Below are 23,876 nucleotides of genomic sequence, written 5' to 3'. Positions count from 1 at the left end.
GGTCGATCGACGACTAGGCGGCGGGACCCAGGTGGGCGGCACCCTGAGCGGGGTCGGCGACTCACTAATCACCGAACTCGAAGCAGCTCTCCCGAAGCCCGCGCCGCAGGAGCTTCTCGCGAACGCGATCACACGGGCTTTCGACCGAGCCCTCGCCGCTCAGAGTCGGCAAAACACCAGCCATCGCGCGGCCATAGCAGACCCCCGTGCGGGAAGCTCTAACCGTTGCGGCAGCGGCTGGGCGCGTCATGCACAAACCCAGGAGCGACGGTGTCCCCAGGTCGGCCTTCAATGGCTCGACGAATCGACCGGGGAGTCGTGCCCGGCGGAGTGGGAAACGCGCGCTGTGAGCCAGTCCTGGAGGAATGAGGGCCGGCCGGTGTCGCTCGGTACCGAAACAGTCGCCTCGGGTCGGGGCGTTTGCGGGGACGCAAGTGCTGAGGCAACGTCCGCGTCGCTGACGGTCTGTCCCGCGAGGGAACTCCAGGTAGCGGCGCACCGCGCGTCGACGGCCGCCGCTTGGGCGTATGCGTCCGCGTCATCGATTGCGGGTCGTGTTGTGGTGAGAAGGAACGGTTCGGTTTGCAGACCTCCGCGTGTCAGCGTCGTGGCTGCACGGAGGTCGGGAAGCCGCACGAGCTCCTGCGCGGGCCATCCCTCAAATCGCGCTGACGCGCGTCCGGCGGTGTTGAGGCCCAGTCGGTAGGAGAAGAACGTGCCGACGTTGGCTTCGATTGCGCTCTGCAGTGCGGGCGAAAGGCTCTCGATGCTCTGACTGACAACCACGACCCCGATACCAAACTTGCGCGCTTCGGCGAGCATCGCGGGTAGCGCCCCAAAGGTCATCAGGTGCGCCTCGTCCACGATGATGACGTGGGGGCGGCTCTGGTCTGCACGACGCCCCATGGCCACCCAGTGCTTCAGTAACCAGAGTGATCCGAGCATGCGCGCGGATCCGGTTCCAAGGGCGCTGCCCGCGAGATCAACAAGGAGTGTTCCTCCCTCGTCAATGAGTCGAGTGACGTCGACGGCGTCACGCGGGCGGCCAAGGATTTCGCGCATCCGCCGCTGCCCCACGAGTGGTTGGAACTTGGAGATCGCCCACGCTGGCAGGTTCGATGCTTCGTCTCCGGATAGCGAGCCCACCTCGTTGTGCAGCCGAAGCCCCAGATCGCGGTCGGTCTTCGCCACCCGCAAGGCGAGCTTCTTGACCAGCGCGGGGTCTGAGGCGACGGCGAGCAGGTGCAGCAACGTCGCATCGGAACCGAAGTATGCGGCGACCGCGTCGCAGAGCAGCGAGAACCAACGCCGCCAGCGGGGCCCGACGATTCCTTCGTTCCGCGGGTCGAAGATGGCCTGCACGAGCTCGATGAATTCCGCCGTCATCTGCTCCCGCACGTCACGGTCGCTCTCGTCGAAGAGGTTGACGCCGGCCGGTGCGGAGGCATCACCGTGTCGCACGACGATCGCACGGTCAGCGGCCCGCGGGTCGAGAGCCCGAAGCGCCTGGTCGACACCCGTGCCGTGGTGCTCGAGCAGGGTGCATCCGATTCCCTTGCGGGAGAGTTCGGCGACGAGGGCGGTCACGAAGGTGGTCTTCCCGGATCCGCTGCGGCCTTCGACGAACACGTGACGACACAGGTCGACTGCCTCAACCGTGACGGGCACGCGTCGGCCGAGTTCCGTTAGGGCCGTGCCGAGGACGATGCTGGTCGCGGTGCGCGGCGGGACGTGCGACACGGGACGCTCACCAACGGGACGTGGATGGGATGCGATCCCCAGCGTGGGTTGCGGTCCTACCGCCGGCAGCCGCAACGCGGAAACCGCCCAACCCTCAGGGCGGATGTGTCCCGCGAGGTCGCTGACGGAGAGTGCCCCCGCTCGGGCACACTCATCCACGCTGACCTCGCGCAGCACCAGCCCGGCACCCCACCCTCGCACCGTCGCCCGAAGCGCAGCGAGCCCAGCCTCCTCGCCATTCGTGCCGACGAAGGTCCTTGCCAGGATGTCATGTCTCACGACATCGGTGACGAGTCTGCATCAGGACATCGGTGACAGTTCGGGGCTGTTTGGTGGTGACACTTCTCCTCTATTTGTGAGGGATGAGCCGTGTTGAGCCTGTCGATCCTCGTGTCCGTCTCGCGATCGCGCAGTGGCCGCCGGATGCGCCGCGTGGGGTAGTGACGACGTTCTGCGCGGAGCATTCGATCTCGCGGAAGACGTTCTACGCGATCCGCAATCGCGCCCTCGTCGAGGGGCAGGCCGCGGCGCTCGAGCCGCGGAGCCGGCGACCGAAGTCCAGCCCGACGGCCATCGCCGACGACGTCAAGGTTCAGGCAGTGGGGGTGCGGCGCGCGCTGGAGGAGTCCGGGCTGGATCACGGGCCGATCAGCGTGCACGACAAGATGATCGCCCTGGGGATGGCACCGGTGCCGTCGATCGCTGCTCTGGCGCGGATCTTCCGGGAGGCCGGTGTCGCCCGAGTCGAGCCGAGGAAGAAGCCGCGGGCCGCGTATCGCCGGTTCGTGTATCCGGCGCCCAACGCATGCTGGCAGCTCGACGCGACCGAGTACGTCCTCGCCGGCGGCCGCAAATGCGTGATCTTCCAGCTCATAGACGACCACTCCCGCTACGCCGTCGCGTCCCACGCCGCCGTCGGCGAGACCTCCAGAGACGCGATCCGGGTGGTCCGCAAGGCGATCAAACGTCACGGTGTTCCTCAGCGGCTGCTGTCGGACAACGGCATCGCACTGAACCCCTCACGCCGCGGAATCATCGGGCAGCTCGTCGAGTATGTGTCCCGGCTCGGCGTCGAACCGATCACCGGGAAGCCCTACAAGCCGACCACGCAAGGCAAGAACGAGCGGTTCCACCAGACCTTGTTCCGCTACCTCGACAAGCAGCCCATCGCCGGCAACCTCCGAGAACTGCAGGCTCAGGTCGACCGGTTCGACCACATCTACAACACCGAACGCCCGCATCAGGCGTTGCCCGGCCGGATCACACCGTTGCAGGCGTGGGAAGCGACACAGAAAGCGACCCCGCCCAGACCTCGAACCATCAAACGCAAGCCGAACGATCCGCTCCCGCCGGCACCCTCGCCGAACGGTCGGGTGCTCGACGGGATCCGCGTCGCGACAGTCCATCCGAACGGATCAATCAAGGTCCGCGGCTGCATCTTCAACATCAGCTACCCGATGCGCGGACAGGACGTGTTCGTCCTCTACGAGCCCGCCGGGATCATGGTCTTCGACGAACGCGGCACCCTCATCGTCGAACACCTCTGGCCACCACCCGGCATCCGCTACGTCGGCAACGGCAGGCCCCGCGGACCCAAACCCAAAGAACTGCCACCGATGTCCTGATACAAGAAGTGTCACCGATGTCCTGATGCAGAACCGTCACCCATGTCCTGAGACATCACAAGGTCCTTGCCAGGACCGGCGAGCCGAGGTAGGTGTCGAAATCGGGGTGGCTGAGTCGGTCCCACGTCGCGCTCATCTCTTCGATCAGCATCCGCCTCTCGAAGTCACTCGGCGGCGCCATAAGCACCCGCACAAAGCTGCCGGGCGCGCTCCGCAGCACCGAGATCAGCTCAAGGGAGGCGTCTCGGGAAGCAGTGGGCCAGACGACATCGGCTGCTCCCAGGGGCTGCGTTTCACGCAGAGGGATGACGTCCTCGGTCCGACGCCGCGCGCGGGCGGGATCCCGCTCAAGCTCAGCGAGCTGACGCGGGCCCCCGCCCCCCACTGGGAGGCGGCGACGTTCGAGAGTGGCGAGGCCCTCGAGTGCCCCGGCGACGTCACGCCGCCAACCGGGGTGGACCTCACCGAGCGGGCGGATCTCTGCGTGGACACGGCCACCACGGGCAGCTGCCCGCAACACCACGTCGATCCCGGTGCCCGGCGCCCACTCCGCCACCGTGCGCACGAGTCGCCGCTCCGCGAGCGCCGACCTCACCTCAGGCGATCCGGCACGCACGAGAGACTCGACGACGAGCGCATCGATGCGGTCGATCGGCGCAGAGGCGGCCCGCGGCATCTGGATTTCGGCGAAGTGTTCCACAGTGTCTCCCGTCCTCGATCGCAAAGTGCGACTCGTAGAAGGACCACCGATCCCGGAACCACGTCGGGCCCCACGCTCGGGCACGGCGGCGCGCGACAGCCGGGATTGGTCACCTCGTCAGTGATCGATCAGCAGGGGATCCTGGGCTAGCGTCCGCCGCCTCAACGGAGATGCGACGCCACCGCCGGGATCGGTCACCTTGTCAATCGATCAAGAATTCGCAAAGGAGGTGGAGATGTACCCCAAAGAACGAGTCGCGTATGCGAGAGATCTACAGGACATCCCCGGCGAGCGGAAGCAAGGTCAGGCTGGCTCCACACGGTCTGGAGCGCGTCGCTACGCAGCCGCCGTCGCCGTCGCCGTCGCGTATGTCCTCTACGCGCAGATGTGCTCCAAGGCGATCTCGAGGCCTAGCGAAAGGGCGCATTCACACTCGGTGGTTCGGTCGTTGTCAGGCGGTGGAGAATTGCTGGCGCGTGCGCGCGCAACTCGGCCCGGAGGTCGCTGACTACCGTTGCCACCGCCTCAGGGTAATCGGGACGATTGGCGTGCAGCCACGCCGTGGCGGCGTACTCGGCCAACACCCGCTCGGCGGGCGTCGCGGGATCCAGCTGCGCCCGCACCTTTTGGAATAGCGCGTCGGCCGCGTAATCGGGGCGGTGCGCGCTGACCCAACCCGAGACGGTGACCGCGTCTTGATCGATGATCCGCTCGAATTCCTCGATCTGGTCCGCGCTCATCCCGCGGGAGAGCTGCTGCCCGACACTGAGCTCGAGTTGCTCGTGGATGCGGGCGAGGAGACTCCGGCGATCTGAACCGGACAACGCCGACAGGCCACATTCATCGAGGAATGCCTCGTCGATCCCCTGCATGGATGAGTTCCTTTCCGGAGCGCGCGTCACGCTCGCTTCCCGGAGTACCGATCCCGACGCCTGTGGCGGGAACAACGACACCAGCGACCGCGCACCGCCCTGTACCTGTCCCGAGCAGGCCGAGATAGCCCGAGCCGCCGGGATCGGTATGCGTTTCGAGGGGTGATGGGCACCCCCGCCGAGGAGGACAGCATGGGTACCCACAGCAAGACTCACGCCGCACGTCGGCACAATCTCGAGCGCGTCGATCGCAAGTTCATCAAGTGCGACATCGAGAACCTCGCAGGCGGACCGCTCCAGCCGGTCGAGGAATACGCGCGGGTGATGCGTGTCCTGCCGCGCGACTCGATCCGCGTCCGCCCCGGTGACCTCGTCGTCGTCGCAGCGAGCCGCTTCGTTGCTAAGCGGATCATTCCCTCATCGATCCAGGAAGTAACTGGGGCCTGAAGCCGCCGGGCTCCAGCGAGGAGCGGCCGACAATAACGTGAGGTTACTGCCTCGCCGTGACCAAACGCTGTTCACCACCGCCCTCGCCATCGTGGGCGCGCTGCGAGAACGAGATCAGGGGGCTGAAGTTGGCCATCTCGGCGAACGAGCAGCGCATCCGCGATTTTCAGCGGCAGCTCTAGCGGTCCGACTCGAGAGCGGTCCATCCCAACCCGCTGGCAGCTGCCCCTCGTGACGACTGGATATGGTGGCCCGCCCACATCATTACAGCTCACAGTGTCTAACTGGTCTGACTGGATGCCGACCGTCAACCCGTGTCCGGAAGGGAGCAAAGCCGGAACGCGGACCGACCGCTCCGACCAGCCGCAAGCGTTGCGTAGAACGGTGGCCTGCTTGCAGGTCGGCTCGGCCAGCAGCCCGATGCGTCGTTGGATCGGGACCGATGCGTTGTGCGGCTCTATGACGGGCTTACAGCCGTTTGCGCAACGCCGCGTCTATCAGCGTTGGGAACACTTCACGCATCTTCTTGAGCTTCTTTTCCCTGCCCCAGGCATCGCTGAATGATCGATAGTCCACCCAGAGCCGAGTGCCTGCATCCGTTTCGAAGATTCGAATCAGGTAACTGCCCGCCTGGTAAGGCTCGCGAGTGTTCTTGCCGCCGGCCTCGAGGTTTAGAACCGGGTAGTCCTTCTCATGCGGGAGGGAAAAGATTGATTCGATCGACCGCCACGCGCTCTCGATAGGCGGGTGCCAACCGGGTTGCCCCGTAAATACATCCTCAGCGAAGACCCCGAGGGCTGCGTTGCGGAGGGCCTCAGCGGAGACCCCCGGAAATTCTAAGGTGACCGCGACGTTATCGGTTGCCATTAAGCCTCGATCCACCGATGAGCTTTGGGTGGGCCGGGCTGGCGTGGTCGGTGTGCGGTGGCGTGTCGTGGGCAGGGTTGAGCTCCGGGCGTCGCATCCCGGTCGTCCACTGGCTCCTCGGTCGTGCCGCGGTCGCGGCCATGGTCAGACGGCCGCGACTGGTGGCGGCGCGTGCGTGATCGTGAATAGCTGGGTGAACGCGTTCTGCCAGGGCCAGGCCTCAGGTAGGTGCAGCGTGATCCGGCGCGCGGAGCGCGCCAGCCGCGCCGGGACGTGGATCAGGGTGCGGCGGATCGTCGCGGTCGTCGCTCTCGCGAGCCGTCCCACCCGATCGGCGATGATTCCGGCAGTCCGGGTGAGGTTGAACGCGATCACGGCGAGGACGAGCCAGGCGCTGTTCGCGGTGAACACTCCGCAGGGCAGGTGCGCGAGCGGCCCGGCTTTGAGGTCGGCGTGGACTTGCTCGATGATCGCGTGAGCGCGGTGGGTCTTGTCCGCCACCACGGTGTCCATGTCGTCCGTGTTGGTCGTGGTGAAGAACGCGTGGTGCCGCCAGGTGTCGAACAGTGTCGGTTGCTCCGCCTGTGCCGGGTTCAGGTCGGGGATCCGGCGGACCACCAGCCGTCCCGCGACGCGTTCGGCTTTCTTGCGGGAGCGGAACGCGGTGAAGTCGATCTCGGCGACCTCGGCTTTGGAGATCAACTGGCCTGTGGCTTCGTCACGGATTGAGTCGGTGTACTCGATCATCTCCCACGCGTCATCCGGGATGGTCGCGATCGCGGCCTTCACCGCCGGGTCCATCCGGACGGTCACCGACACGTCGGCGCCGGCTTTGATCGCGGTGCCGATCGTGGCGTGGCCGTAGAACGCGGAATCCGCCCGCAGCAACGGCCGAGCCCCTGCGGCGACGCCGGTGCGGCGCAGGGTGGCGAGGGCGTCACCGACGATCCGTGCGGCGCCTTTCGGGGATCCGGTCTTCCCCTGCCGCAGCCGCTGCCCGAGGATCACCGGCGCCGATGCCGACGTCGATGCCGTGGCGATCAGTGCGTTCAAACCGCGGACACCGGAGTACCCGAACGAGGCGCCCTGCTTCTGGTATCCGTGGACCTCGATGATCGTGTCGTCCAGATCCACCATCACCCGCTCACCAGCCCGCACCCGCAGCAGCGGCGCAGCCGAAGCGAGGTTCGCCAGGACGCGGGAGGCGACCGCATCGAGCTGCCGGACGTGTCCGAACCGGAACTCGCGAAGGAACGATCCCAGCGTCGATGGCGCATACGTCCGATCGAACAACCGGCCCATCCCGCCGTGGCGGAGCAGATTCATGTCGTCGATCGAGTCCGCCCCGGCGAGCATCCCCGCCACCAGCGACATCACCTTCGCGCCCGCGTTCGCGCCCTTGTCCGTCGGGACGCTCAACCGCTCACGCGCGAGCTCGTCCAGCCCCGCGGAACGCGCGAGTCGCAGCATCGGCACCAGCCCCGCGGCCGACACGAGATTCGGATCATCGAACACCGCTGACACCGCGGCAGGAGCGTGCTTGAATTGCATCTACGAGATGCCTCTCGTTTCTGGGAATTGGAACCTTAGACAAGCTCTATTTTCCCTGATCCGAGGGGCATTTCCGGTCAATGCTCCCACCCATTCAATACTGCGATTCATCGGTGAATCGAGGGTGCGCTCAGGAGCTTACTGATGGAGCTTGATCGCGCGATGGATTCTGCCCTGGTCTGTGGCGCGTCGGGACATGCCGATGCGAGCCCCGCATCCCGCTCCAGCGGAGGGGGCTACCCTGATCGATCGCTTGCCAGACCGAGAACCGTGTTGAGCTGTTAGAAAGGGTTGTGATGAAAGCGCAGGGGTCGATGAGCAACCGGTCCGTGTGGGTGTTCGAGTCGGTCGTCACCGCGCTCGTCGTGTTAGGGCTCATATACGTTGCGAGCTTCCGCTACGCCCGACCACTCGTGGATCCCGCACCGCCGCCCCCGGACTACGCCCTGCAGGCAACCATCGCATATGTCGGCGCCGGGCTCGTTTCCATCCTTGCCGTGCTGCTGACACTGTTGCTCACACGTCGGCCCACGCCACGATTCTCGTCGGCGCTCGGGGTAGCAGCGATCATCGTGGCGAGTGGAGTCGGCGTCGTAGTCGTCGCGTTCTTGGTCCCTGCGGCGTAAATGTATGCAGGAGCATCTAGGGCGTGTCTCCCATATGTTAGGTGAGGCTCGCGGGATGCTGGCTAGGTGAGGTCGACGCGTTCACGGTATCGGGTGTTCACGGACGAGCAGTGGGAGCGGATCGAACCGTTGCTGCCCTCGAACTCTAGGCGGCGCGGTCACCCGTTCGGCGAGCATCGGCGGGTCGTGGAGGGCATCGCCTACCGGTTCCGGACCGGGATCCCGTGGCGTGATCTGCCTCGCGAGCAGTTCGGTCCGTGGCAGACGGTGTGGAAACGGCATCGCCGGTATGCCGGCGACGGGACGTGGGATCGCGTGTTGACTCAGATCCTGGCGGAGGCGGATGCGGCTGGGAAGGTCGACTGGGCTGTGTCGGTGGACGCGACGATCGCGCGTGCGCATCAGCACGCGACGAACACGACCCGCCCAGAGCAGGACACAGGGGGCGGGATCGAATCACAAGAATCTGCCTTGGCAGGATGTTGAGCCGCCCGGTCACGGCATCGGCCGCTCCCGTGGCGGGTTGACGACGAAGATCCACCAGGCCGTCGACGGTCGCGGGAGACCGTTGGCGCTGGTCGTCACCGGCGGGCAGCGCAACGACGGCGCGATGATCACCGAGGTGCTCGCGGAACTCTACGTCCCCAGGGTTGGTCCAGGTCGGGCGCGTACCCGCCCCGACGCTGTGATCGCCGATCGCGCCTACGCGACCGGCGTCATCCGCAAGGAGCTGCGCCGTCGAGGGATCAAGACCGTCATCCCGGACAAGAAGGACCAGATCGCCGCGCGCAATCGGCGCGGCAGCCGCGGCGGACGCCCCTATGGCCTCGACGCAGCCGCCTACCGCGGACGGAACGTGATCGAGCGGTTTTTCGCCCTCGCCAAGCAGTGGCGCGGGATCGCCACCCGATACGACAAGCTCGCGATCACCTACCGCGCCGGCGTCACGCTCTGCAGCATCCTCACCTGGGTTCGGCTACTGGAAGATACACAGAGATGATGGATTCGGCTCCGGCGCCGGCGTGACCCGAAATTACACGGACGCCGTTCGCGGCTGTCTTTTTGTGGATCTGTCCGTCGACGCCGGGGTCGCTGCGGGCCGGGCGGGCACATGACTTGATAGGAGCCTGACCGGAAAGTCGTCTCACCTTTGTGCTGTCTGCACTCACCCGACCCGCGGTGACGTTCATCACCATTGGAAGGGAATCCCGTCAATGACGAGCATGACACTCGACCCGCCGCTGACCAACCCGTTGCCACCAGGCTCCGAGTTGGTCGCCGGGGTCGACACGCACAAGAACACGCATCACGTCGCGATCCTCGATCTCGTGGGCCGACCTGTCGCGGACCGAGAGTTCCGTGCCGACGGTCGCGGTTACGCGCAGATCGTCGCGTTCCTCCACGCGCACGGTGATGTCGTCCGTATCGGGGTGGAGGGAACGGGGTCGTACGGGGCTGGCCTCGCACGCGCGCTGACCACGGCGGGGCTGACCGTCATCGAAGTCGCGCGACAGGACCGGCAAGCCCGCCGTCGTCGCGGCAAGTCCGACCCCCTCGACGCCCACCAGGCAGCGGTCGCTGTCCTCTCAGGAACGGACACCGCGATCCCAAAGTCTGGTGATGGCGCGGTCGAGTCGATGCGGATCCTCCTCGCAGAGCGGCGCTCGGCGGCCAAGGCCAGAGCGCAAGTGATGAACCAGATCCACGCGCTGCTGATCACCGCACCCGAGCTCGTGCGACAGGCGTTCCGCGCTCTCAGCGGGCAGCGTCTGGTGAACACGCTCGCCAAGACTCGGCCCGGAACAATCACGTCCCCCGATCCCGCGGTCGTCGCCCGGCAGACACTGCGACGGTTCGCGGTCCGACACCTCACGATGCAAGCCGAGATCGACCTGATAGAACAACAGTTGGAGATGCTCGTCCGGCAGGTCAACCCCACGCTGCTGTCCCTGAGCGGAGTCGGTCCTGTCACCGCAGCGACGCTCCTGGTCGCCGCGGGCGACAACCCCGAGCGGCTCGGAACCCGCGCCAGCTTCGCCGCTCTCGCCGGTGTCGCCCCGATCCCCGCCTCCTCCGGACAACGCACACGGCATCGACTCTCTCGCGGCGGGAACCGGCACGCGAACGCCGCGCTGCACCGGATTGTGCTGTTGCGCATGCGGCATCGCGAGCCTCGGACGATGGCCTACTTCGAGAGGCGTCGTTCGGAGCAACTCACCGACCGTGACATCATGCGCTGCCTCAAACGACACGTCGCGAACGAGATCTATGCCGCTCTGCTCAATCCCGCCACCGACAATCCCGTCGGGCGCGAACTCCGAGCACGCCGACAAGCGAAAGGCATCCCGATCAGCGTTCTCGCCGCCACTCTCGGCGTCCCCTACCAGCGGCTCCGACGACTCGAGATCGGCACTCGCGCCGACCCTGAACTCGAGGCCCGAGCGACCGCCATCCTGGAGCAGATCAGCCCACCACTGGCCGCTTGACAGCAATAGGAGCATCCTCAATAGAAATCGACGACGGACATCACTCTGGTTGTCTGCTCGTTGAGCGACGGATAGGAGTGCATTTCTAGCGGATTGATGAGGTAACCCGTCGCGTCGATCGTGCTGAGCGATTCGAGCTCACTGCCTTTTGCCCACGCGGCGGCAAACTGTGTCGGAGTATTAATTTCATATGCGACTGTGCATTCGCCGATTTGACCCATCAGGACCTGCGTAGATTCGCCGTTGATCGTGAGTGGTGCCGGTAACCAAAGCATGCCCTCGATGGCCGTATCGATACCGGCACTTGGAAACAACCGCGCCTGCTCCAGCGAATTCGCAGCCAAGAGTGCGGATAACTGAACGTCTCGCTCATCTACCCATATACCTGATGTGACCAACGCACGTCCCGCGGGGGCTGAGGCTGCCAGGGTGACATCCCGGGCAGCCTCAGTGACCGGTCCATTCCAGCCATACAGCCACCGCACAGTGTCGTTCTCGGAACGATGAAATCGCGCCTCAAGAAGCGGATACGTTGGCGGGTGGTAGCCCTTCATGTTATTTGGAGTAATAGCCCGCACAGTAGCTGTACGTATTGGCCGGGTTGCTGAGAACAACTCGGTAAGTTGCAGTGCCCGATGAGACGGCAGTGAACGGAACGTTAGCACCGCCACTATTTGAGGCATTCCCCTGGGCCAACAGCGACCCGTTCGGTCCGTACACGTTAATCAGTCCGTACGGATAGCTGGGTGGAAAGACGGTGACGCCAACGCCAACCGCACGAATCTGGCTTCCGTTGCGCACTAGCTGCACCTGGTCGCCACACGCCGGAGTCGGTTCGCGGAAGGGAACAACGGTCAGCTGTGATGCGCTCGACACTCCACCAACGACGCTTGCGTTCGTGGATGCTTGCGCCGGGTACGCACTGAAGACTGCGACTGCGACCATCGTGAGGCCGACCAGCCCGGAGGCGATTCTGGTTTTCATGTCATTTCTCATCCCGCGACCAAGGTTGCCGCTCAATTGCGAGCTTAGGTTGGTAGCGCCTGTGCCGATAGGGGGGGCTGTTACACGAGTGGGACTGCGCCATCCTCACCTGGCAGCGCCTATTGGGAGACACGCTCTAGGCAAGCGCATTCCGGATTGATACTTTCTCAAGATGTCTCGCGCTCGCGGGGCAACTTGAGAGGAACACATGAAACGACGGATCTTCGCAGGAGCCTGCAGTTCGCGTCCTTGTCCGGATCGCTCAACGCTACGGGCACCGACGCCGGGGCTTGTTTGCGCTGCATCTACGAGATGACTGTCAGGGTTGGATGAATAGGACCACAGGGATGCTCCATCCTTCCCGGTCAGAGGGACATTTCCGAGTCGCGTTAGCTGCCCAGCACCCACGGTCATCGGTGGATCGGGGTTAAGTCCCTCTCTTGTCGTTTAGCTATCGCGATCTAGGCGCTCGAGCAGTTTCGCCACCTCGATGGCTTCCCATTTTCCTGCCCGCTGGTCAGTCATTGATACCGTAGCGCGGGGGTAGAGCGCCAATACTTCGACCAAGAAGGCGATCTAGTTGATTCCCTGAGAGGGAGCCAACGTTAGCCAGTAGTTCGCTCGCCTGGACAATGACACGGGAGTGTTCACCCAAAAGGTGGAGCACGTTGGACCGGGCCGCGGAGGCGAGCGATTCCCTGTCTAGTGCGCCCGAATATCCGCTTGGGCGAACTGCGCCTCGAACGATGGCCGTGAGTGACCGCGTGGTCGACATCCGGTCGAAGTAGGACGCCGTACTTGGACGCGCATCCCGAACGTCAGACAACGTTCCGGCGAGGCTCACTTGCGCTGCGATCCAAAGTTGATCATGAGCTGGGACGTCTTTAGGCAGGGCGTACTCGCAGGTGCCCCCGACATGTCCGGACACTCTGATGTCGACTGACGACAGCCGGGCGCCGTGTATGTGTGCAATGGCTGCGTGCGAAATCTCGTGACGCGCCCGGCCGCGTTCTTCTAACTCGCGTGGACTGCCGGCGCGGGTCACAACTCGACGGTACATGTTTTCGCCGGCGCCGCGCCGTCTCGCTGTGCTTTCGAGTTGCTCGTGGACGCGGGCGATGAGACTCCTACGATCCGGGCGGACAACGCCGCCAGTCCACATTCATCGAGAAAAGTCTCGTCGATCCCGTGCATGGATGCCTTCCTTTCCCGGAGCGTGCGAGTCACGCTCACTCCCGGCAGTACCGATCCCGGCGCAGGTGACGGGAACGCGTCGGAAGGCGCCGCACCCCACACCGCTCTTGACCCACTCGGGTCGAGCCTGCTCGAGCCACCGGGATTGGTATCAGTTTGCGAGGGGTGATGGGCACCCCCGCCGAGGAGGACAACATGGGCACCCACAGCAAAACTCACTCCGCACGTCGGGACAGTTTCGAGCGCGTCGACCGCAAGTTCATCAAGTGCGACATCGAGAACCTCGCAGGCGGACCGCTCCAGCCGGTCGAGGAATACGCGCGGGTGATGCGTATCCTGTTGCGCGATTCGATCCGCGTCCGCCCCGGTGATCTCATCGTCGTGGCTTCGAGCCGCTTCGTCGCCAAGCGGATCATGCCCGCGCTCGCCGGGTTTCCGCTGCAGTGGCGCTGGCAGGACGGCCCCGACGGCGCCGACCACGCGCTTCTGGACTTCTCCGACCTCGCACACGAGGCGCGACGCCGTTCGACCTTCGTTATCGCGAGCGGCGATGGGATCTTCACGGAACAGACCGAGCGTGCTCGAGAACTCGGGATGTCGACGCACCAGATCATCGGCCGCGGTCGGCCCTCGCGGAGGCTGTGGAACGCGTGCCAGACCCACACGACGATGCGCCTCGGCGCACCGGCGGCATCCGGCATGGCAACCGTCACACCAGAGGCGGTCGCCGCATGAACGACGGGATCGGAATCTCTTTCGCAAGCCACATCACACCCACTCGAACCGACAGGAGCACCACCATGAATCACCTCACGATCACCCGCACCGCTGGCGCTGCCGTAATCCGCACTGTGGCAGCGTTGCTTGCACTCTTCCTGGCCTTCTCGCTCGCGGCCTGCGGGGAACAAGCGCATGAGGGGCCGACCGCGGAAGAATGCGATCGCCTCTTCGGATCCGCGATCGCGGACGCCGCGCCTGCAGGGGTGCTGGTGTTCGATGCGAGCCGCAGTCGCCCGAGCGGGGGGCTCTCCGCGGAGGCTGCGGAGAGCATTCGTGCTCTGTCCGCCGAGAAGGGATCGATCTCCGTGCTTCTCGTTGACGGCGAAGGCGCGAAGCCCTATTGGGTGCTCTCGGATGTCGCGTTGAACCGGGCAGATGCCGGCACCGACACCGCGGTGTACAAGACCGCGGTCACCCGGAGCGTCCCTTGCATTGAGCGTGCGCTCGCTGCGCAAACACCGACTGCGCCCGGGAGCGACATCGCGGAGGCCATCCGCGCTGCGGCGGAGCACGGCGCGACCGCGGGGGTGACCACCTACGTCGTCGAAACCGACGGCTTCGCCAACACGGGTGCCCTGAACGTCACCGGCACGGTCAACGACGTGACCGTCGCGGACGTAGTCTCCGGGCTCGATGCGGTCGGCTGGAACCCCCGGTTCGATGGCGCGTCCGTCACTGTCACCGGAGTCGCACGCTCGTTTGGAGTGATCGTCGCCCCCGCCCACGCCGACTGGCTGCGCAGTCTGTACCAGGCTCTCTGCGAGCGGTCGGGTGCGACGACGTGCTCTGTGCCGATCACCGATCAGGCCATCGCTGTCGGTGGAGAGAGCGAGCGCTCCAATGCTCCCGAGGATGCTGACCTGCAGCTTGCGGCTATCACCGGAGTGCGCACGGATGCCGGGAGCACCATCGTCGTGCCCGGCTCGCTGCTGTTCGCCCCAAACTCGCCCGCCCTCGCCACGGACGCCGACACGGTCCTTGCCGAGGTTGTGCAATGTGTGCGGTCCGGGGCGCGGATCGAGGTGCGCGGACACGCCGCTTACGACGCGTCGGCTCCCGAAGGCTTCGCGGAGCAGCTGTCGAGCCAGCGGGCCGAGGCAGCGAAGGCTCGCGTCCTTGACCTCGCGGGCGGTGTGGGTGAGGTGTCGGCGGTCGGTTTCGGCGACACGCAGCCGGTGCCGGGCGGGGCGCCTGCCCAGAATCGGCGCGTGGAGTTCGTCATCGACGGGGGTTGCTGATGATGCCGCAGGCCGGAACACTCCATGACGTGGGCGCGCTGCGGGAGACGCCGACCCGGCGGAAGTACTGGTGGCTGCTGCTGTTGCTCCTGGGCCTAGGAGCTGTCCTGCTGGGATTGCTGCCGCATCCGCGATCTGACGACCTCGCCGACCTGACGTTGACGGGCATGCGCGGGCCGGCATGCGTACGGATCGTCGTCGCCCCCGACGTTAGCGGGTCGATGACGCAATTCGAGCAGGTGCGGACAACAGCGCTGGCAGAGGTCGCCCGATGGGCGCCCGCAAACCTCCGCGACGACGACGAATTCGCCGTTATCGTGTGGGACGACGGCGCCACTGTGGCGCTTGCACCGATCCCCCTGAGTGCCGGCGCGAACCTGCCCACCAGTCTCGGACAACCCGGCAGCGGCGGGTCCGACATCGGGCCGGCCGTTGACCTCCTCCCAGCGTTGCCGACCACTCCATGCCGTTCGGCGATCGTGGCGATCTCCGATGGGATCATCGGCACCGACACCTCCGGCATCGAGGAAACATTGCGCGCGTCAGGGTTTGACCGCGTCGCGATCATCCTGCCCAACGGGTCCAGCGCCCCCGCCACGTGGATGGACGTCTTTCCGTACTCGCTGCAGTTCCACGCTGATCCACAAAGCACGGCACAGACGGGACGTGCTGTCGCCGAGGCCATCGCCGCGACCACCGATCAGCTGCTCGTGGAGCGGTAACCCCTCCATCTTTCGGGATCGGTCTATGTCCCTGACGGGATTCCCGCTCTATCCGCACCACTCGCCCCACGCCTTCTGAGAGGACCCACTATGTGGCACAAAATCACCGACTTGTTCACCGGCCTGAGGAACGCACTCACCGGCCCCTCCCGGTCAGGAGTTAGCGCTCGACTGGGCGCCGCCACCGCCTCCCACCGGTCGGGCGAGGTGACAAATCTCATCGCCTCGCTGTCCACTCTCGCGACGAACACACTGCACACCTTGGTCGTGCGGACCCGCCGCGTCCGGGCGAAGCTGCGGCGCGACGTCGTCACCTCATTTGACAAGCACGCAGCGTCCACTCTCGCGCTGGCGAGCTTCGACGCCGACCCCGCGGTCGTGGCGGTCGCCGAACAGGCGAAGATCGCGCGCACTTACGAGGCAAGCGGAAAGAAGCACTTCATCGACGTTCGGGTACCGCGCGCGATCGTCTGGACCATCGCCTTGATCGTCGCGGTCGCTGACTTCGGTTTCATGTTCGCCGTCTACCGTGACCTGTTCATGCTGTCGGTAGAGACGTTCGCGATCGCGCAACTTGGCGAATGGGCCGTCGCCCTCACCCTGCCCATGCTGTTTCCCGCCGTCGTCATCGCCCTCGCCGAGTTCGGAGGCAAGAGCCTGGGACGTGTCCGCGCGCACAGGATGCACCCCGAACGCGCAGAGCAGATCTTCGGCGTGAAGATCACTGACTACGCAAAGTCATGGGCCGGATGGCCCATGGGAATCGTCTACGTCCTCGCGGCTCTCCTGATCGGTGCGTTCTTCTTCGTCATGGCAATCCACCGATTCGGCACCGCCGCGAGCGATGCGGGACTGAGTTTCCCAACCTGGGCGCTCGCCGTCGGCTACGGAGTCCTCCCGATCGTTGCCCTACTCATCGACGCCGCCTCACGCGACGTCGTACTGGAGCACGACCGCAAGACCCTGACGATCTTCACTCGCAACCAGAAGCGGCACGATGAACTCGAACGCGGCGTGCTGCAAGCCCGCTCTGGACTGACCAGCGCGTGGCTCGCACTCAAATGGCGCGTGGTCCGCATCCTGCAGGATGCCAACCAGTCCATCGTCCTATTCGAACAGCTACTCACCGACGGGTACGCCCGCAGCAACGCCATCGGCGCCATCGCCCCACTGGTGTCCGCGACGCGGGCGGGTACGCAGGGCACGGTGGAATCAGCCACGCGCACCGCCGACCCAAACCTCGAGTTCGCTGTGCCGATACTCACCCAGCATCGTTCGCTCACCACTCCCATCATGCGGTGGCTTACCACCGAACTCGAGGTCGACATCGAGATACTCCGCATCCACAACCCACACGGTGACGCGAGCAAGACTGCGGTCGCACGCGTGGTCAAGGCAGGAGAACCGGGCATGGGGCGCCCCGGGGCTCAGGACCTCGATGCGGGTGAAGCTTCGTCGGCTGAGTTCGACGACGCGGGCGACGCGTGGGCGGCTGAGGACCTTGATGTGTCTGGAGCGTCGGCGGCTGAGTTCGACGATGCACAAGTCGTGGGCGCCCACACTCCGGACGCAGAAAGCCTGGCGAGTATCGGGGCGAGATAAGAGCGCCACGATGTCATCGAGTTCCCACACCGTCGCGGAACAGAAGGTGCGATCTGAGTCATCGCCCGCCAATCCACGGTTCCTCCTCACAATGCAGATACGTACGGCCGATTACATGGCGTCACGACCACGCACCGGGATCGGTGGTTCTAAGCAGGAAGAGTTAAGGAGAGCACGATGACCGCCCAGGACGACAACTTCGAGGAGCTCGAACTCATCGCGGACATCGAGAAGAGCCGCGCTCGACAGCACGAGGGCAAGGCACGCGAAGCCGAGGCCCATGAGCGCGCGCTCAAGCACGCTGTCGCCGAACGTGCGGCGATGCGAGACGAGGCCACCCGGCGCAACCGCCTGGGCAACTTCCTCACTCCGCGCCACGACCATGCTCCGCTGGAACTGCTCGTGGTGGATACCGACGATCAAGGAGAGAACCGATGAGTCAGCTCGACAAATTTCTGGACGGCGCGGAAGAGGGCGCATTCGCTCGTCGCGATCGGCGCGCGCTCGCGCGCCAGACGAGTGCGGAGAAGTCCGTCGCCGCGGGTGGGCTGCATCGCGCCCAGCTCGCCCACCGCGCGGCGTTGGTTCGACAGAACCAGATTGCCGAGCGGGGCGAGCGAGCGGTTCGCAACACCGCCGAGATCGTCGCCGTCGGAAGGGAAGCAGCCGACGGCGACGCGTTCGCGGGAGAGCTGATCCTCGAGACGATTCAGCTGACGCATCGACGGATGAATGACGAAATCTGACCCGGCACGGCGGACGGGTCGTTTGGGGCATTGGCTCCGGATGGCCCGCATTGACGCTGCCGCGGCGGAGGCCATCGAGGAGATCCGAGCGATCGAACGGGTGAGCCGCGCTTCCCGACGCAGCGAGCACAGTGGAACAGCGAATGCCCTTCGAGACCGTTACGCGGAGAGTCTTCGCGAGGAGCGCTACCGCTGAAACGAAGAACGTCTGCGGCTACAGCGACGCTGGCATGCCGATCATCCGTTTGTCTTGGAGCGGCCCAGGAAGACCAGGGCGATCACGACCGCGAGGGACGAGCAGAGCGGGGCTGTCCACCAGTCACCGGGAACGGGATGACGGACTGCAACATGGTAGATCGTGAACGCGATTGCGCCGACGACGTAGCCAGTTAGAGCGGCCGGGGTGGTCGCCCCGAGCCCGACGTCGTCTACCCGGCCCAGCCCCAACGCTCGCGCAACGAGTGCGACAGCCACACCGAACAGCACGATCCAGAACGCGAGTTCCTGGACGCCGCCTCCCAAGCCCGGATAACTCGCCCAGATGAGCGTCGGGAGTCCAATCACGCCGTAGAACAACATCCATTCAAGTAGTACCGCCCAGAGGGCCGTGCGACGGATCCTGAACAAGATCGCGGCGAAGGCGAGCACGCCGACGTAGATCCACACCCACCACGGCTCGAGGAGTCCGTAGACAAACATCGTCAGCGGCGTCCAGCCGACGAAAAGCGTCGTCGCAAGCGCTGCGACAGCCACGAACAGGATGGGCCAAAACAGCCCGCGACCCGCCAGATCAATCGACGCCGAATAGATGGTGGACCGTGTCCGCGTGCGCAGACGACGGTACGGACTCAAGAGGAGATCAAACATTTCGGCGCCTTTCGCAGATGACCGTGTCCTCCAATTGACCGATCCCGGCTCCTGCGGCGGCCGGCACGTACCGCTTTCCGGCAGCGGTCATGGGAAAGACCCGCGGCCTCTACCCCGAGTTTCGACCTGCCGAAAAGGCTCGGCCAACCTGATTCCCCCAGCTCTCCCCCATTCGAGTCCTTCGATCGCAGTTTGGGTGACTGCTGAGGTGCCCCGCCGATCGGACGGCGTCTTTCCACCGCACCGAGTTCGCTGCTACAACACTGACCAACCAGTCAGGCGTCGACGTACGCGGCCAGAACGGTCTAGATCAGTCACAGGTTCCGTTGGACGAGCACGTGTGCGACGAGTACTTATTCGCGTCGGCCTCCTTGCACCAGGCGCATTTACCTGCCCCAGACTTCTCGCACGCGTGAGCCATAGCAAATTTCTCCTTTTCAGACGTTCGATCGTGAACAAGTCTGAGTAAACGCTACTTAACGGCTGTTGCTCTAGACCCCCTTCTTTTGCTCATCACCCGATCTCGGACTAGCGCGCCACGAGTCGTGACATCCTTCGCTCGCTGCCTGTTACGGAAACCTCCGGCTTCAGTGGGTGCGGCGATGAACGCGTCACCGAGCTCATCGTTGGCTCCCGCGCGGAGTGCAGCCCGGACGCTCCATACTTCCCCCAGCAACGCCCACACAATAAAACACACGGGACACATCGATCGAGAGGTTCGAGCAATCGTGACGAGCGTCCGATCGAACGTCGAGGTTAGTGTCGTGTTGTGAGTGTCGAGATCGCGCGAGCCCGGAACGTCGTCGACGAAGTTCGCTCGTGGGCCGAGAGCGACGCGATGACGGCACTTCTGGCACTTGTCCAGAACATTCGGCCCAACGAGGACATGCCGTGGCTGCATTTGAACGAGCAACTCCCCCTATGGCTCGTCGATCTGCTGGCCGACAAGGAGCGCGCAAGCTCGGATCCGACCATCCGGCTTGTCGCGAGCCTGATCGCACTCGAGCAACGAGCCGCCGACAGTTTCAACTTTCGCAGCCGGGATAGCAGCACGTATCGCGAACGTTCCGAGGCAGTCCAGGCCGACTTCGACGACGCGACCCGTGCCCGCATCGTGGAGTGCACCGCGACACTCGGACTCATCGAACCGAAGCGGCCCGCACTCGACGCGTATGACATGACCCTCATTCTCGGCGGAGGATTCCGTTCGCCGCTGCTGCGGACCAGGTATGCCGCGCTTCTCGAGCGGCAAGGTATTGGCCTGGGCAGGCTGTACCTCCTCGGCAGCCCACGATTCCTCATCACGAGCGAACCCGCCGAAAGGCCGGTGACCTCTGGATACGCTCCTGACGCAGCCGACGAGTTCGATCTGATGGTGGCGGCAGCAAGCAGCGAGTTCGATTTATCCCCACAACCCGTGAAGTTCTTGTGCGGCTGCGCCTCCGTTTCGGAGATTTGCCCGAGTTGGCGGCACAGTAAAGAGCCCGGTGCCGCCGAAGTCCCCTCCGAATACACACACGAGCGCTCGACCAGTCTCGCTCTCAGTGATGGGCGCACACGCGGTTCGGCCATCTCGGCGAGTACCAGTCGGCCCCCGTACCGGCCGGACACTTCGGACACGTTCGCACTGTGGGCTCGGTACGCAGACCCCACACCCGGGCAACGCGTCCTCGTCGTGACCACACAAGTTTTCGTTCCTTTCCAGCGTTTCGACGGACTCAGGCGGCTCTACCTGCCCCACGGACTCAGCGTCGACGCGGTGGGATTCGGCGCGGACTGGGGCGACCGACCACAAAACGCGGAGTACCTCCTCCAGGAGACCCTGTCTGCAATCCGATCAGCCCGCCGACTCCTCGTCGACGCCGTGGCCGTTCTCCTGCATCACGGATAACACCACCCCGTCTGCAGTGATGCCGACACTCGAAAGGGATCTTGGGTCGCGTTCGTCAACATTCGGGATGGCTTGGTTTTGTAGCGGGGACCGAACACATACGCAATCCAGGACGAAGCGGCGCCCCGCGCTGGCGTAGGAGGCCTCGGATTTCACGACGCCGCACCGTGACGTGCGCACCGCCGACGCCACGCTGATCTTCAACACCGACGGATTCGGATGCTGTTCTGTCCTGAGCAGTCCACCCGCACGGTAGTGAGACGGCACATGTCAGCCCGACCCACGAATCGGGAGCCTCGGCTCGTGGAGCACTTCCGACGCGGAAGGTCCGGATTCGAGAGGAATATGCGGGAGTGGTCGGCGACGTCGATGACGCGCGGCCGCACTTTCCCGATGTCCCCGGTCGTGGTCGGCGCAAGGGATCGGAGCAGAACTGGTCGAGGATGCTCCCTCTTCGCCGACCGATCTCGCCCGGTCATGGTCCTGACCCGGTGTCGTGCCGGGATCGGTAGAGAAGTTGTAAGCGTCGATGACGAAGGGAGGTGGACCATGCAGGACACGAAGAAGGAAGCGCGCACTTGCGGCTTCTGCGATACGAGCAACAACGCCAATAACAAGCAGTGCATTCAGTGCGGCCGCGAACTCTAGCTGCTCACCCGTCCGGGGGCGGGCGATGGCCCGCCCCCCACCATTTCGCCCGGAAGGGAACCACATGACCGACGACCAGCTGCGGCGCATCCGTGCGCAGCAAGAGAGAGTGGACCACATCCGTCGAGATATCGACCGGCTGCGCACGGCTGGTGCGCACGGGGCGGCCGCCGATCGATCTCGCGAAGCGCAATTGCGCCAACTCGAGTACCTCCTGCGCGGGGCTGTCGACGAACTGATACGTCTCCAACGCGCCTGAGACGCGATGCGGACAAGGCTGATGTCGACACCCGCCCGCGTTCGCCTTCCGCAAGGACGATGCGCACCCGACGGCGGTTTTTCCGCCTCTTCAGGAGTGGAGCCGCGATCGGTTTGGGAGCTGTCGCCGCTGTCAGCCTGCCCACCGCCTGGGATCACCGCGACTCACAAACTCGCCGCCTGCAGATGGTCGACTTCGCGAGCGTCCCCGCTGGAGGCGGTTTGGCTCAAGGAGTACCGGCGTGCACCACATCCCACGGCGCTGCACCCCGGCACGCGCCCAGCGATTAGGTCGTATCCGTCGTCAGCGGCGCCACGGTGTGGGTCGGTATCCAGACTCCATTGCGCGAGACCGTTTGTTGGCGCGTGCGCGCTGGCCAGGATGGCGCCGACCTCGCGCTCTTCAAGCTCGGCGCCCTCGACGCTGCGACCGGGTGGCTTTTGCTCATGATCTGCTGAGCAGGAGGGCGGTGCGCGGCTTCGGGAACTGACCTACGTACGAGATCGCTGCGTGCGTGAGTCGACGAAGTTCTATGTCAAGGGTCTGGAAGATCCCGTGGGTCAGGTCGGTCGACTTTCGCGCAGTTATTCCACATTCAGCTCTCACCTCAGCCAAGGCATTCCGCGTTCCGCGTTCGGCGTTCGGCGTTCCGCGCACGGGGCGTCTCCGATTTTCGCGATCAACGTCGCCAGAGCTTCTCGCTCGCTTGAGTGGCGCTCACGCAATCGCGTGACACCACCGCCGAAGGAGAAGCCATGCACACCGGAATGTTCACCTCCCGGGCCGAAGCCATCAGGGCCGCAGCCGCGGACATTGCCTCGTCAATTGATTCGACCCCGGCGGCGACCTTCGACGCGCTGAAGTCGCTCTACGCGGCCGGCGCGCCGGTCGCCAAGCGCGGTCGGCCACGCGCGGCCACGCCGCTGTTCATCGAGGCGGCGGCGCGTGCTCGAATCGACGCTTACCAGCTTGCCGCCGCCAACACTGTGCCCCTCATCCAGGGAATCGACCCTGCGCTCGGTTCCGCGATCTACCAGGTGGCTTGCGAGCTCGCCCCTGCGGCGCGTGCCGCCAACGCCGCCTACCCCCGCGCGAAGGTGCTGGCGTACGGCGCGCAGGAGCGCCTTGCCGGACGCGCCTGCGACTCGGACGAGCGCAACAACTTCAAGTCGCGGGTGATGAGCAGGCTACTGCTGGAAGTCTCAGAGATCCTATGCGAGCGGCCCGACTTGCTGGATGCTCATGGGCCGCTGACAAACGAGCTCGTGGCCCGCGTCGCGGCGGGAGCGGCTAAGGCGGGAGGAGAGCGTTGGAATACGAGCTGGCTCGAGGCGCGCCGCCGCGAGAACGGCTCCGAGCCGCCCGTCACGGAGTCGACGGCGAGCACCCGCGCGGCGTGGGCGGCGCTCGTGCACGACAGCCAAGTCGTGCTCCGTCGAGCGGCGAAGCGCATCACTGGCTCCTCCGACGACGGCGACGACGTGTTCCAGAGCGCGCTCGAGCGTCTGTTCCGTAAAGGCGAGGCTCCGACGGTTGAGACATTCGTGCCTCTCATGGTCGGGCAGATGAAGCAGAAGAATGCCGACCTCCAGGCCAGGGGGCGCGATCGGGTGGGCCACCGCGCGATCAGCCTTGATTGGGCGAGCTCGGGCACCGGTCTGACCCCGGACCAACTCGCGTTCGGCGCCAGCGAAAGAGAGTCGCAGGCGCTGGTCGCCCGCGTAGACGGACGCCTCGACGCACAGCTGATGCTTGCCCGACTGATGGACGCCGCCTTCGATATCGGTACTCGGTCCTCTCTCGATCATGCAGCCGTCCTCGCGGAGCTGGGTCACATCATCGAGCGGGCGCGCCTCGGTGACACCACAGTCGACGAGCTATCCGATCGCGAACAGCTCATTCGCCACCTGGGTGCCGCCGCCGTCGCGGCTGGCGCGTCGTCCCCGCGTATAGCGCGACGCGTGGTTGTAGAAACGCTCGAGGCCATAGCGGGTAAGGCGTGCTCGGCGGTCGATCAGACCCAGCCGTGAG

General features: G+C 65.2%; 21 protein-coding genes and 1 pseudogene. 14 read left to right on the top strand and 8 right to left on the bottom strand.

Translation table 11 applies throughout. The features are described from left to right. Positions 1-288 precede the first annotated feature (288 nt). Complete coding sequence (locus AB2L57_RS09605; RefSeq protein ID WP_409046953.1) at positions 289-1,398, bottom strand: hypothetical protein; 1,110 nt, start codon at positions 1,396-1,398, stop codon at positions 289-291. 54 nt (positions 1,399-1,452) lie between these two features. On the opposite strand from AB2L57_RS09605, the gene AB2L57_RS09600 reads away from it, so the two are divergent. Beyond that, the gene (locus tag AB2L57_RS09600; protein ID WP_409046952.1) at positions 1,453-1,689 is read left to right on the top strand and encodes a hypothetical protein; all 237 of its coding nucleotides are present in this window, start codon (positions 1,453-1,455) and stop codon (positions 1,687-1,689) included. Between the two features lie 491 nt (positions 1,690-2,180). Next, positions 2,181-3,391: pseudogene (locus tag AB2L57_RS09595) on the top strand (integrase core domain-containing protein). Positions 3,392-3,420: 29 nt separating this feature from the next. Here the strand turns inward: AB2L57_RS09595 and AB2L57_RS09590 are convergent. After that, on the bottom strand, positions 3,421-4,065 hold the full coding sequence (locus AB2L57_RS09590; protein ID WP_409046951.1) for a hypothetical protein: 645 nt from the start codon (positions 4,063-4,065) through the stop codon (positions 3,421-3,423). A gap of 410 nt (positions 4,066-4,475) precedes the next feature. Further along, complete coding sequence (locus tag AB2L57_RS09585; RefSeq protein ID WP_409046950.1) at positions 4,476-4,937, bottom strand: DUF5663 domain-containing protein; 462 nt, start codon at positions 4,935-4,937, stop codon at positions 4,476-4,478. Positions 4,938-5,102: 165 nt separating this feature from the next. Here AB2L57_RS09585 and AB2L57_RS09580 point away from each other — a divergent pair, with 165 nt between their 5' ends. Continuing rightward, complete coding sequence (locus AB2L57_RS09580; RefSeq protein ID WP_409046949.1) at positions 5,103-5,384, top strand: hypothetical protein; 282 nt, start codon at positions 5,103-5,105, stop codon at positions 5,382-5,384. 468 nt (positions 5,385-5,852) lie between these two features. Here AB2L57_RS09580 and AB2L57_RS09575 read toward each other — a convergent pair whose 3' ends face one another. Continuing rightward, positions 5,853-6,251 (bottom strand): hypothetical protein, encoded by a 399-nt coding sequence (locus tag AB2L57_RS09575; RefSeq protein ID WP_409046948.1) that lies wholly within the window; start codon positions 6,249-6,251, stop codon positions 5,853-5,855. A 144-nt stretch (positions 6,252-6,395) separates the two neighbouring features. Next, on the bottom strand, positions 6,396-7,802 hold the full coding sequence (locus tag AB2L57_RS09570) for an IS1380 family transposase (RefSeq protein ID WP_196382794.1): 1,407 nt from the start codon (positions 7,800-7,802) through the stop codon (positions 6,396-6,398). Positions 7,803-8,116: 314 nt separating this feature from the next. Between AB2L57_RS09570 and AB2L57_RS09565 the strand changes: the two genes are divergently transcribed. The 3 genes from AB2L57_RS09565 to AB2L57_RS09555 all read left to right on the top strand — a co-directional run bounded on the left by AB2L57_RS09565 (position 8,117) and on the right by AB2L57_RS09555 (position 10,914). Further along, positions 8,117-8,428, top strand: a complete 312-nt coding sequence (locus tag AB2L57_RS09565; protein ID WP_196382795.1) for a hypothetical protein — start codon at positions 8,117-8,119, stop codon at positions 8,426-8,428. Positions 8,429-8,494: 66 nt separating this feature from the next. Continuing rightward, a protein-coding gene (locus tag AB2L57_RS09560) for an IS5 family transposase (protein WP_409046947.1) occupies positions 8,495-9,428 on the top strand; the annotation gives its coding sequence in 2 pieces (ribosomal slippage) (positions 8,495-8,869 and positions 8,871-9,428; 933 coding nt in all). 214 nt (positions 9,429-9,642) lie between these two features. Further along, positions 9,643-10,914 (top strand): IS110 family transposase, encoded by a 1,272-nt coding sequence (locus AB2L57_RS09555; RefSeq protein WP_409046946.1) that lies wholly within the window; start codon positions 9,643-9,645, stop codon positions 10,912-10,914. Positions 10,915-10,931: 17 nt separating this feature from the next. Here the strand turns inward: AB2L57_RS09555 and AB2L57_RS09550 are convergent, their stop codons facing one another. Further along, entirely contained in the window at positions 10,932-11,468 is a 537-nt protein-coding gene (locus tag AB2L57_RS09550) for a hypothetical protein (protein ID WP_409046945.1), read from the bottom strand. A gap of 1,819 nt (positions 11,469-13,287) precedes the next feature. Between AB2L57_RS09550 and AB2L57_RS09545 the strand changes: the two genes are divergently transcribed. From AB2L57_RS09545 to AB2L57_RS09525, 5 genes are all read left to right on the top strand, one after another. Then, positions 13,288-13,827, top strand: a complete 540-nt coding sequence (locus tag AB2L57_RS09545) for an NYN domain-containing protein (RefSeq protein WP_409046944.1) — start codon at positions 13,288-13,290, stop codon at positions 13,825-13,827. Between the two features lie 65 nt (positions 13,828-13,892). Beyond that, complete coding sequence (locus tag AB2L57_RS09540) at positions 13,893-15,110, top strand: OmpA family protein (RefSeq protein WP_409046943.1); 1,218 nt, start codon at positions 13,893-13,895, stop codon at positions 15,108-15,110. Positions 15,111-15,139: 29 nt separating this feature from the next. Beyond that, on the top strand, positions 15,140-15,832 hold the full coding sequence (locus AB2L57_RS09535) for a vWA domain-containing protein (protein ID WP_409046942.1): 693 nt from the start codon (positions 15,140-15,142) through the stop codon (positions 15,830-15,832). Between the two features lie 90 nt (positions 15,833-15,922). Then, on the top strand, positions 15,923-17,434 hold the full coding sequence (locus tag AB2L57_RS09530; protein WP_409046941.1) for a hypothetical protein: 1,512 nt from the start codon (positions 15,923-15,925) through the stop codon (positions 17,432-17,434). 177 nt (positions 17,435-17,611) lie between these two features. After that, on the top strand, positions 17,612-17,872 hold the full coding sequence (locus AB2L57_RS09525; protein WP_409046940.1) for a hypothetical protein: 261 nt from the start codon (positions 17,612-17,614) through the stop codon (positions 17,870-17,872). Here the strand turns inward: AB2L57_RS09525 and AB2L57_RS09520 are convergent. Together AB2L57_RS09520 and AB2L57_RS09515 are read right to left on the bottom strand one after the other, a co-directional pair. Continuing rightward, the gene (locus tag AB2L57_RS09520; RefSeq protein ID WP_409046939.1) at positions 17,854-18,255 is read right to left on the bottom strand and encodes a hypothetical protein; all 402 of its coding nucleotides are present in this window, start codon (positions 18,253-18,255) and stop codon (positions 17,854-17,856) included. The genes AB2L57_RS09525 and AB2L57_RS09520 overlap by 19 nt on opposite strands. Before the next feature lie 162 nt (positions 18,256-18,417). Then, on the bottom strand, positions 18,418-18,933 hold the full coding sequence (locus AB2L57_RS09515; protein WP_409046938.1) for a hypothetical protein: 516 nt from the start codon (positions 18,931-18,933) through the stop codon (positions 18,418-18,420). 883 nt (positions 18,934-19,816) lie between these two features. Here AB2L57_RS09515 and AB2L57_RS09510 point away from each other — a divergent pair. The 3 genes from AB2L57_RS09510 (at position 19,817) to AB2L57_RS09500 (ending at position 23,875) form a co-directional block, all read left to right on the top strand. Next, on the top strand, positions 19,817-20,938 hold the full coding sequence (locus tag AB2L57_RS09510) for a hypothetical protein (RefSeq protein WP_409046937.1): 1,122 nt from the start codon (positions 19,817-19,819) through the stop codon (positions 20,936-20,938). Between the two features lie 712 nt (positions 20,939-21,650). After that, positions 21,651-21,845 carry a hypothetical protein gene (locus tag AB2L57_RS09505; protein WP_409046936.1) on the top strand — a complete coding sequence of 65 codons (195 nt, stop codon included), beginning with the start codon at positions 21,651-21,653 and terminating at the stop codon, positions 21,843-21,845. 755 nt (positions 21,846-22,600) lie between these two features. Beyond that, the gene (locus AB2L57_RS09500; RefSeq protein WP_409046935.1) at positions 22,601-23,875 is read left to right on the top strand and encodes a hypothetical protein; all 1,275 of its coding nucleotides are present in this window, start codon (positions 22,601-22,603) and stop codon (positions 23,873-23,875) included. Position 23,876 lies beyond the last annotated feature (1 nt).

The organism is Microbacterium sp. HA-8 (genome assembly GCF_046111165.1).
GTDB lineage: Bacteria > Actinomycetota > Actinomycetes > Actinomycetales > Microbacteriaceae > Microbacterium.
Note: the sequence above shows the minus strand (reverse complement) of the source record. Positions and strands in the feature narration are given on the sequence as shown.

Bases quoted from the DNA above. Each gene is read 5' to 3' on its own strand.
- AB2L57_RS09585 (WP_409046950.1), bottom strand. From the start codon at position 4,937: ATGCAGGGGATCGACGAGGCATTCCTCGATGAATGTGGCCTGTCGGCG.
- AB2L57_RS09580 (WP_409046949.1), top strand. From the start codon at position 5,103: ATGGGCACCCCCGCCGAGGAGGACAGCATGGGTACCCACAGCAAGACT.
- AB2L57_RS09575 (WP_409046948.1), bottom strand. From the start codon at position 6,251: ATGGCAACCGATAACGTCGCGGTCACCTTAGAATTTCCGGGGGTCTCC.
- AB2L57_RS09570 (WP_196382794.1), bottom strand. From the start codon at position 7,802: ATGCAATTCAAGCACGCTCCTGCCGCGGTGTCAGCGGTGTTCGATGAT.
- AB2L57_RS09565 (WP_196382795.1), top strand. From the start codon at position 8,117: ATGAGCAACCGGTCCGTGTGGGTGTTCGAGTCGGTCGTCACCGCGCTC.
- AB2L57_RS09555 (WP_409046946.1), top strand. From the start codon at position 9,643: ATGACGAGCATGACACTCGACCCGCCGCTGACCAACCCGTTGCCACCA.
- AB2L57_RS09550 (WP_409046945.1), bottom strand. From the start codon at position 11,468: ATGAAGGGCTACCACCCGCCAACGTATCCGCTTCTTGAGGCGCGATTT.
- AB2L57_RS09545 (WP_409046944.1), top strand. From the start codon at position 13,288: ATGGGCACCCACAGCAAAACTCACTCCGCACGTCGGGACAGTTTCGAG.
- AB2L57_RS09540 (WP_409046943.1), top strand. From the start codon at position 13,893: ATGAATCACCTCACGATCACCCGCACCGCTGGCGCTGCCGTAATCCGC.
- AB2L57_RS09530 (WP_409046941.1), top strand. From the start codon at position 15,923: ATGTGGCACAAAATCACCGACTTGTTCACCGGCCTGAGGAACGCACTC.
- AB2L57_RS09525 (WP_409046940.1), top strand. From the start codon at position 17,612: ATGACCGCCCAGGACGACAACTTCGAGGAGCTCGAACTCATCGCGGAC.
- AB2L57_RS09520 (WP_409046939.1), bottom strand. From the start codon at position 18,255: ATGGCCTCCGCCGCGGCAGCGTCAATGCGGGCCATCCGGAGCCAATGC.
- AB2L57_RS09505 (WP_409046936.1), top strand. From the start codon at position 21,651: ATGACCGACGACCAGCTGCGGCGCATCCGTGCGCAGCAAGAGAGAGTG.
- AB2L57_RS09500 (WP_409046935.1), top strand. From the start codon at position 22,601: ATGCACACCGGAATGTTCACCTCCCGGGCCGAAGCCATCAGGGCCGCA.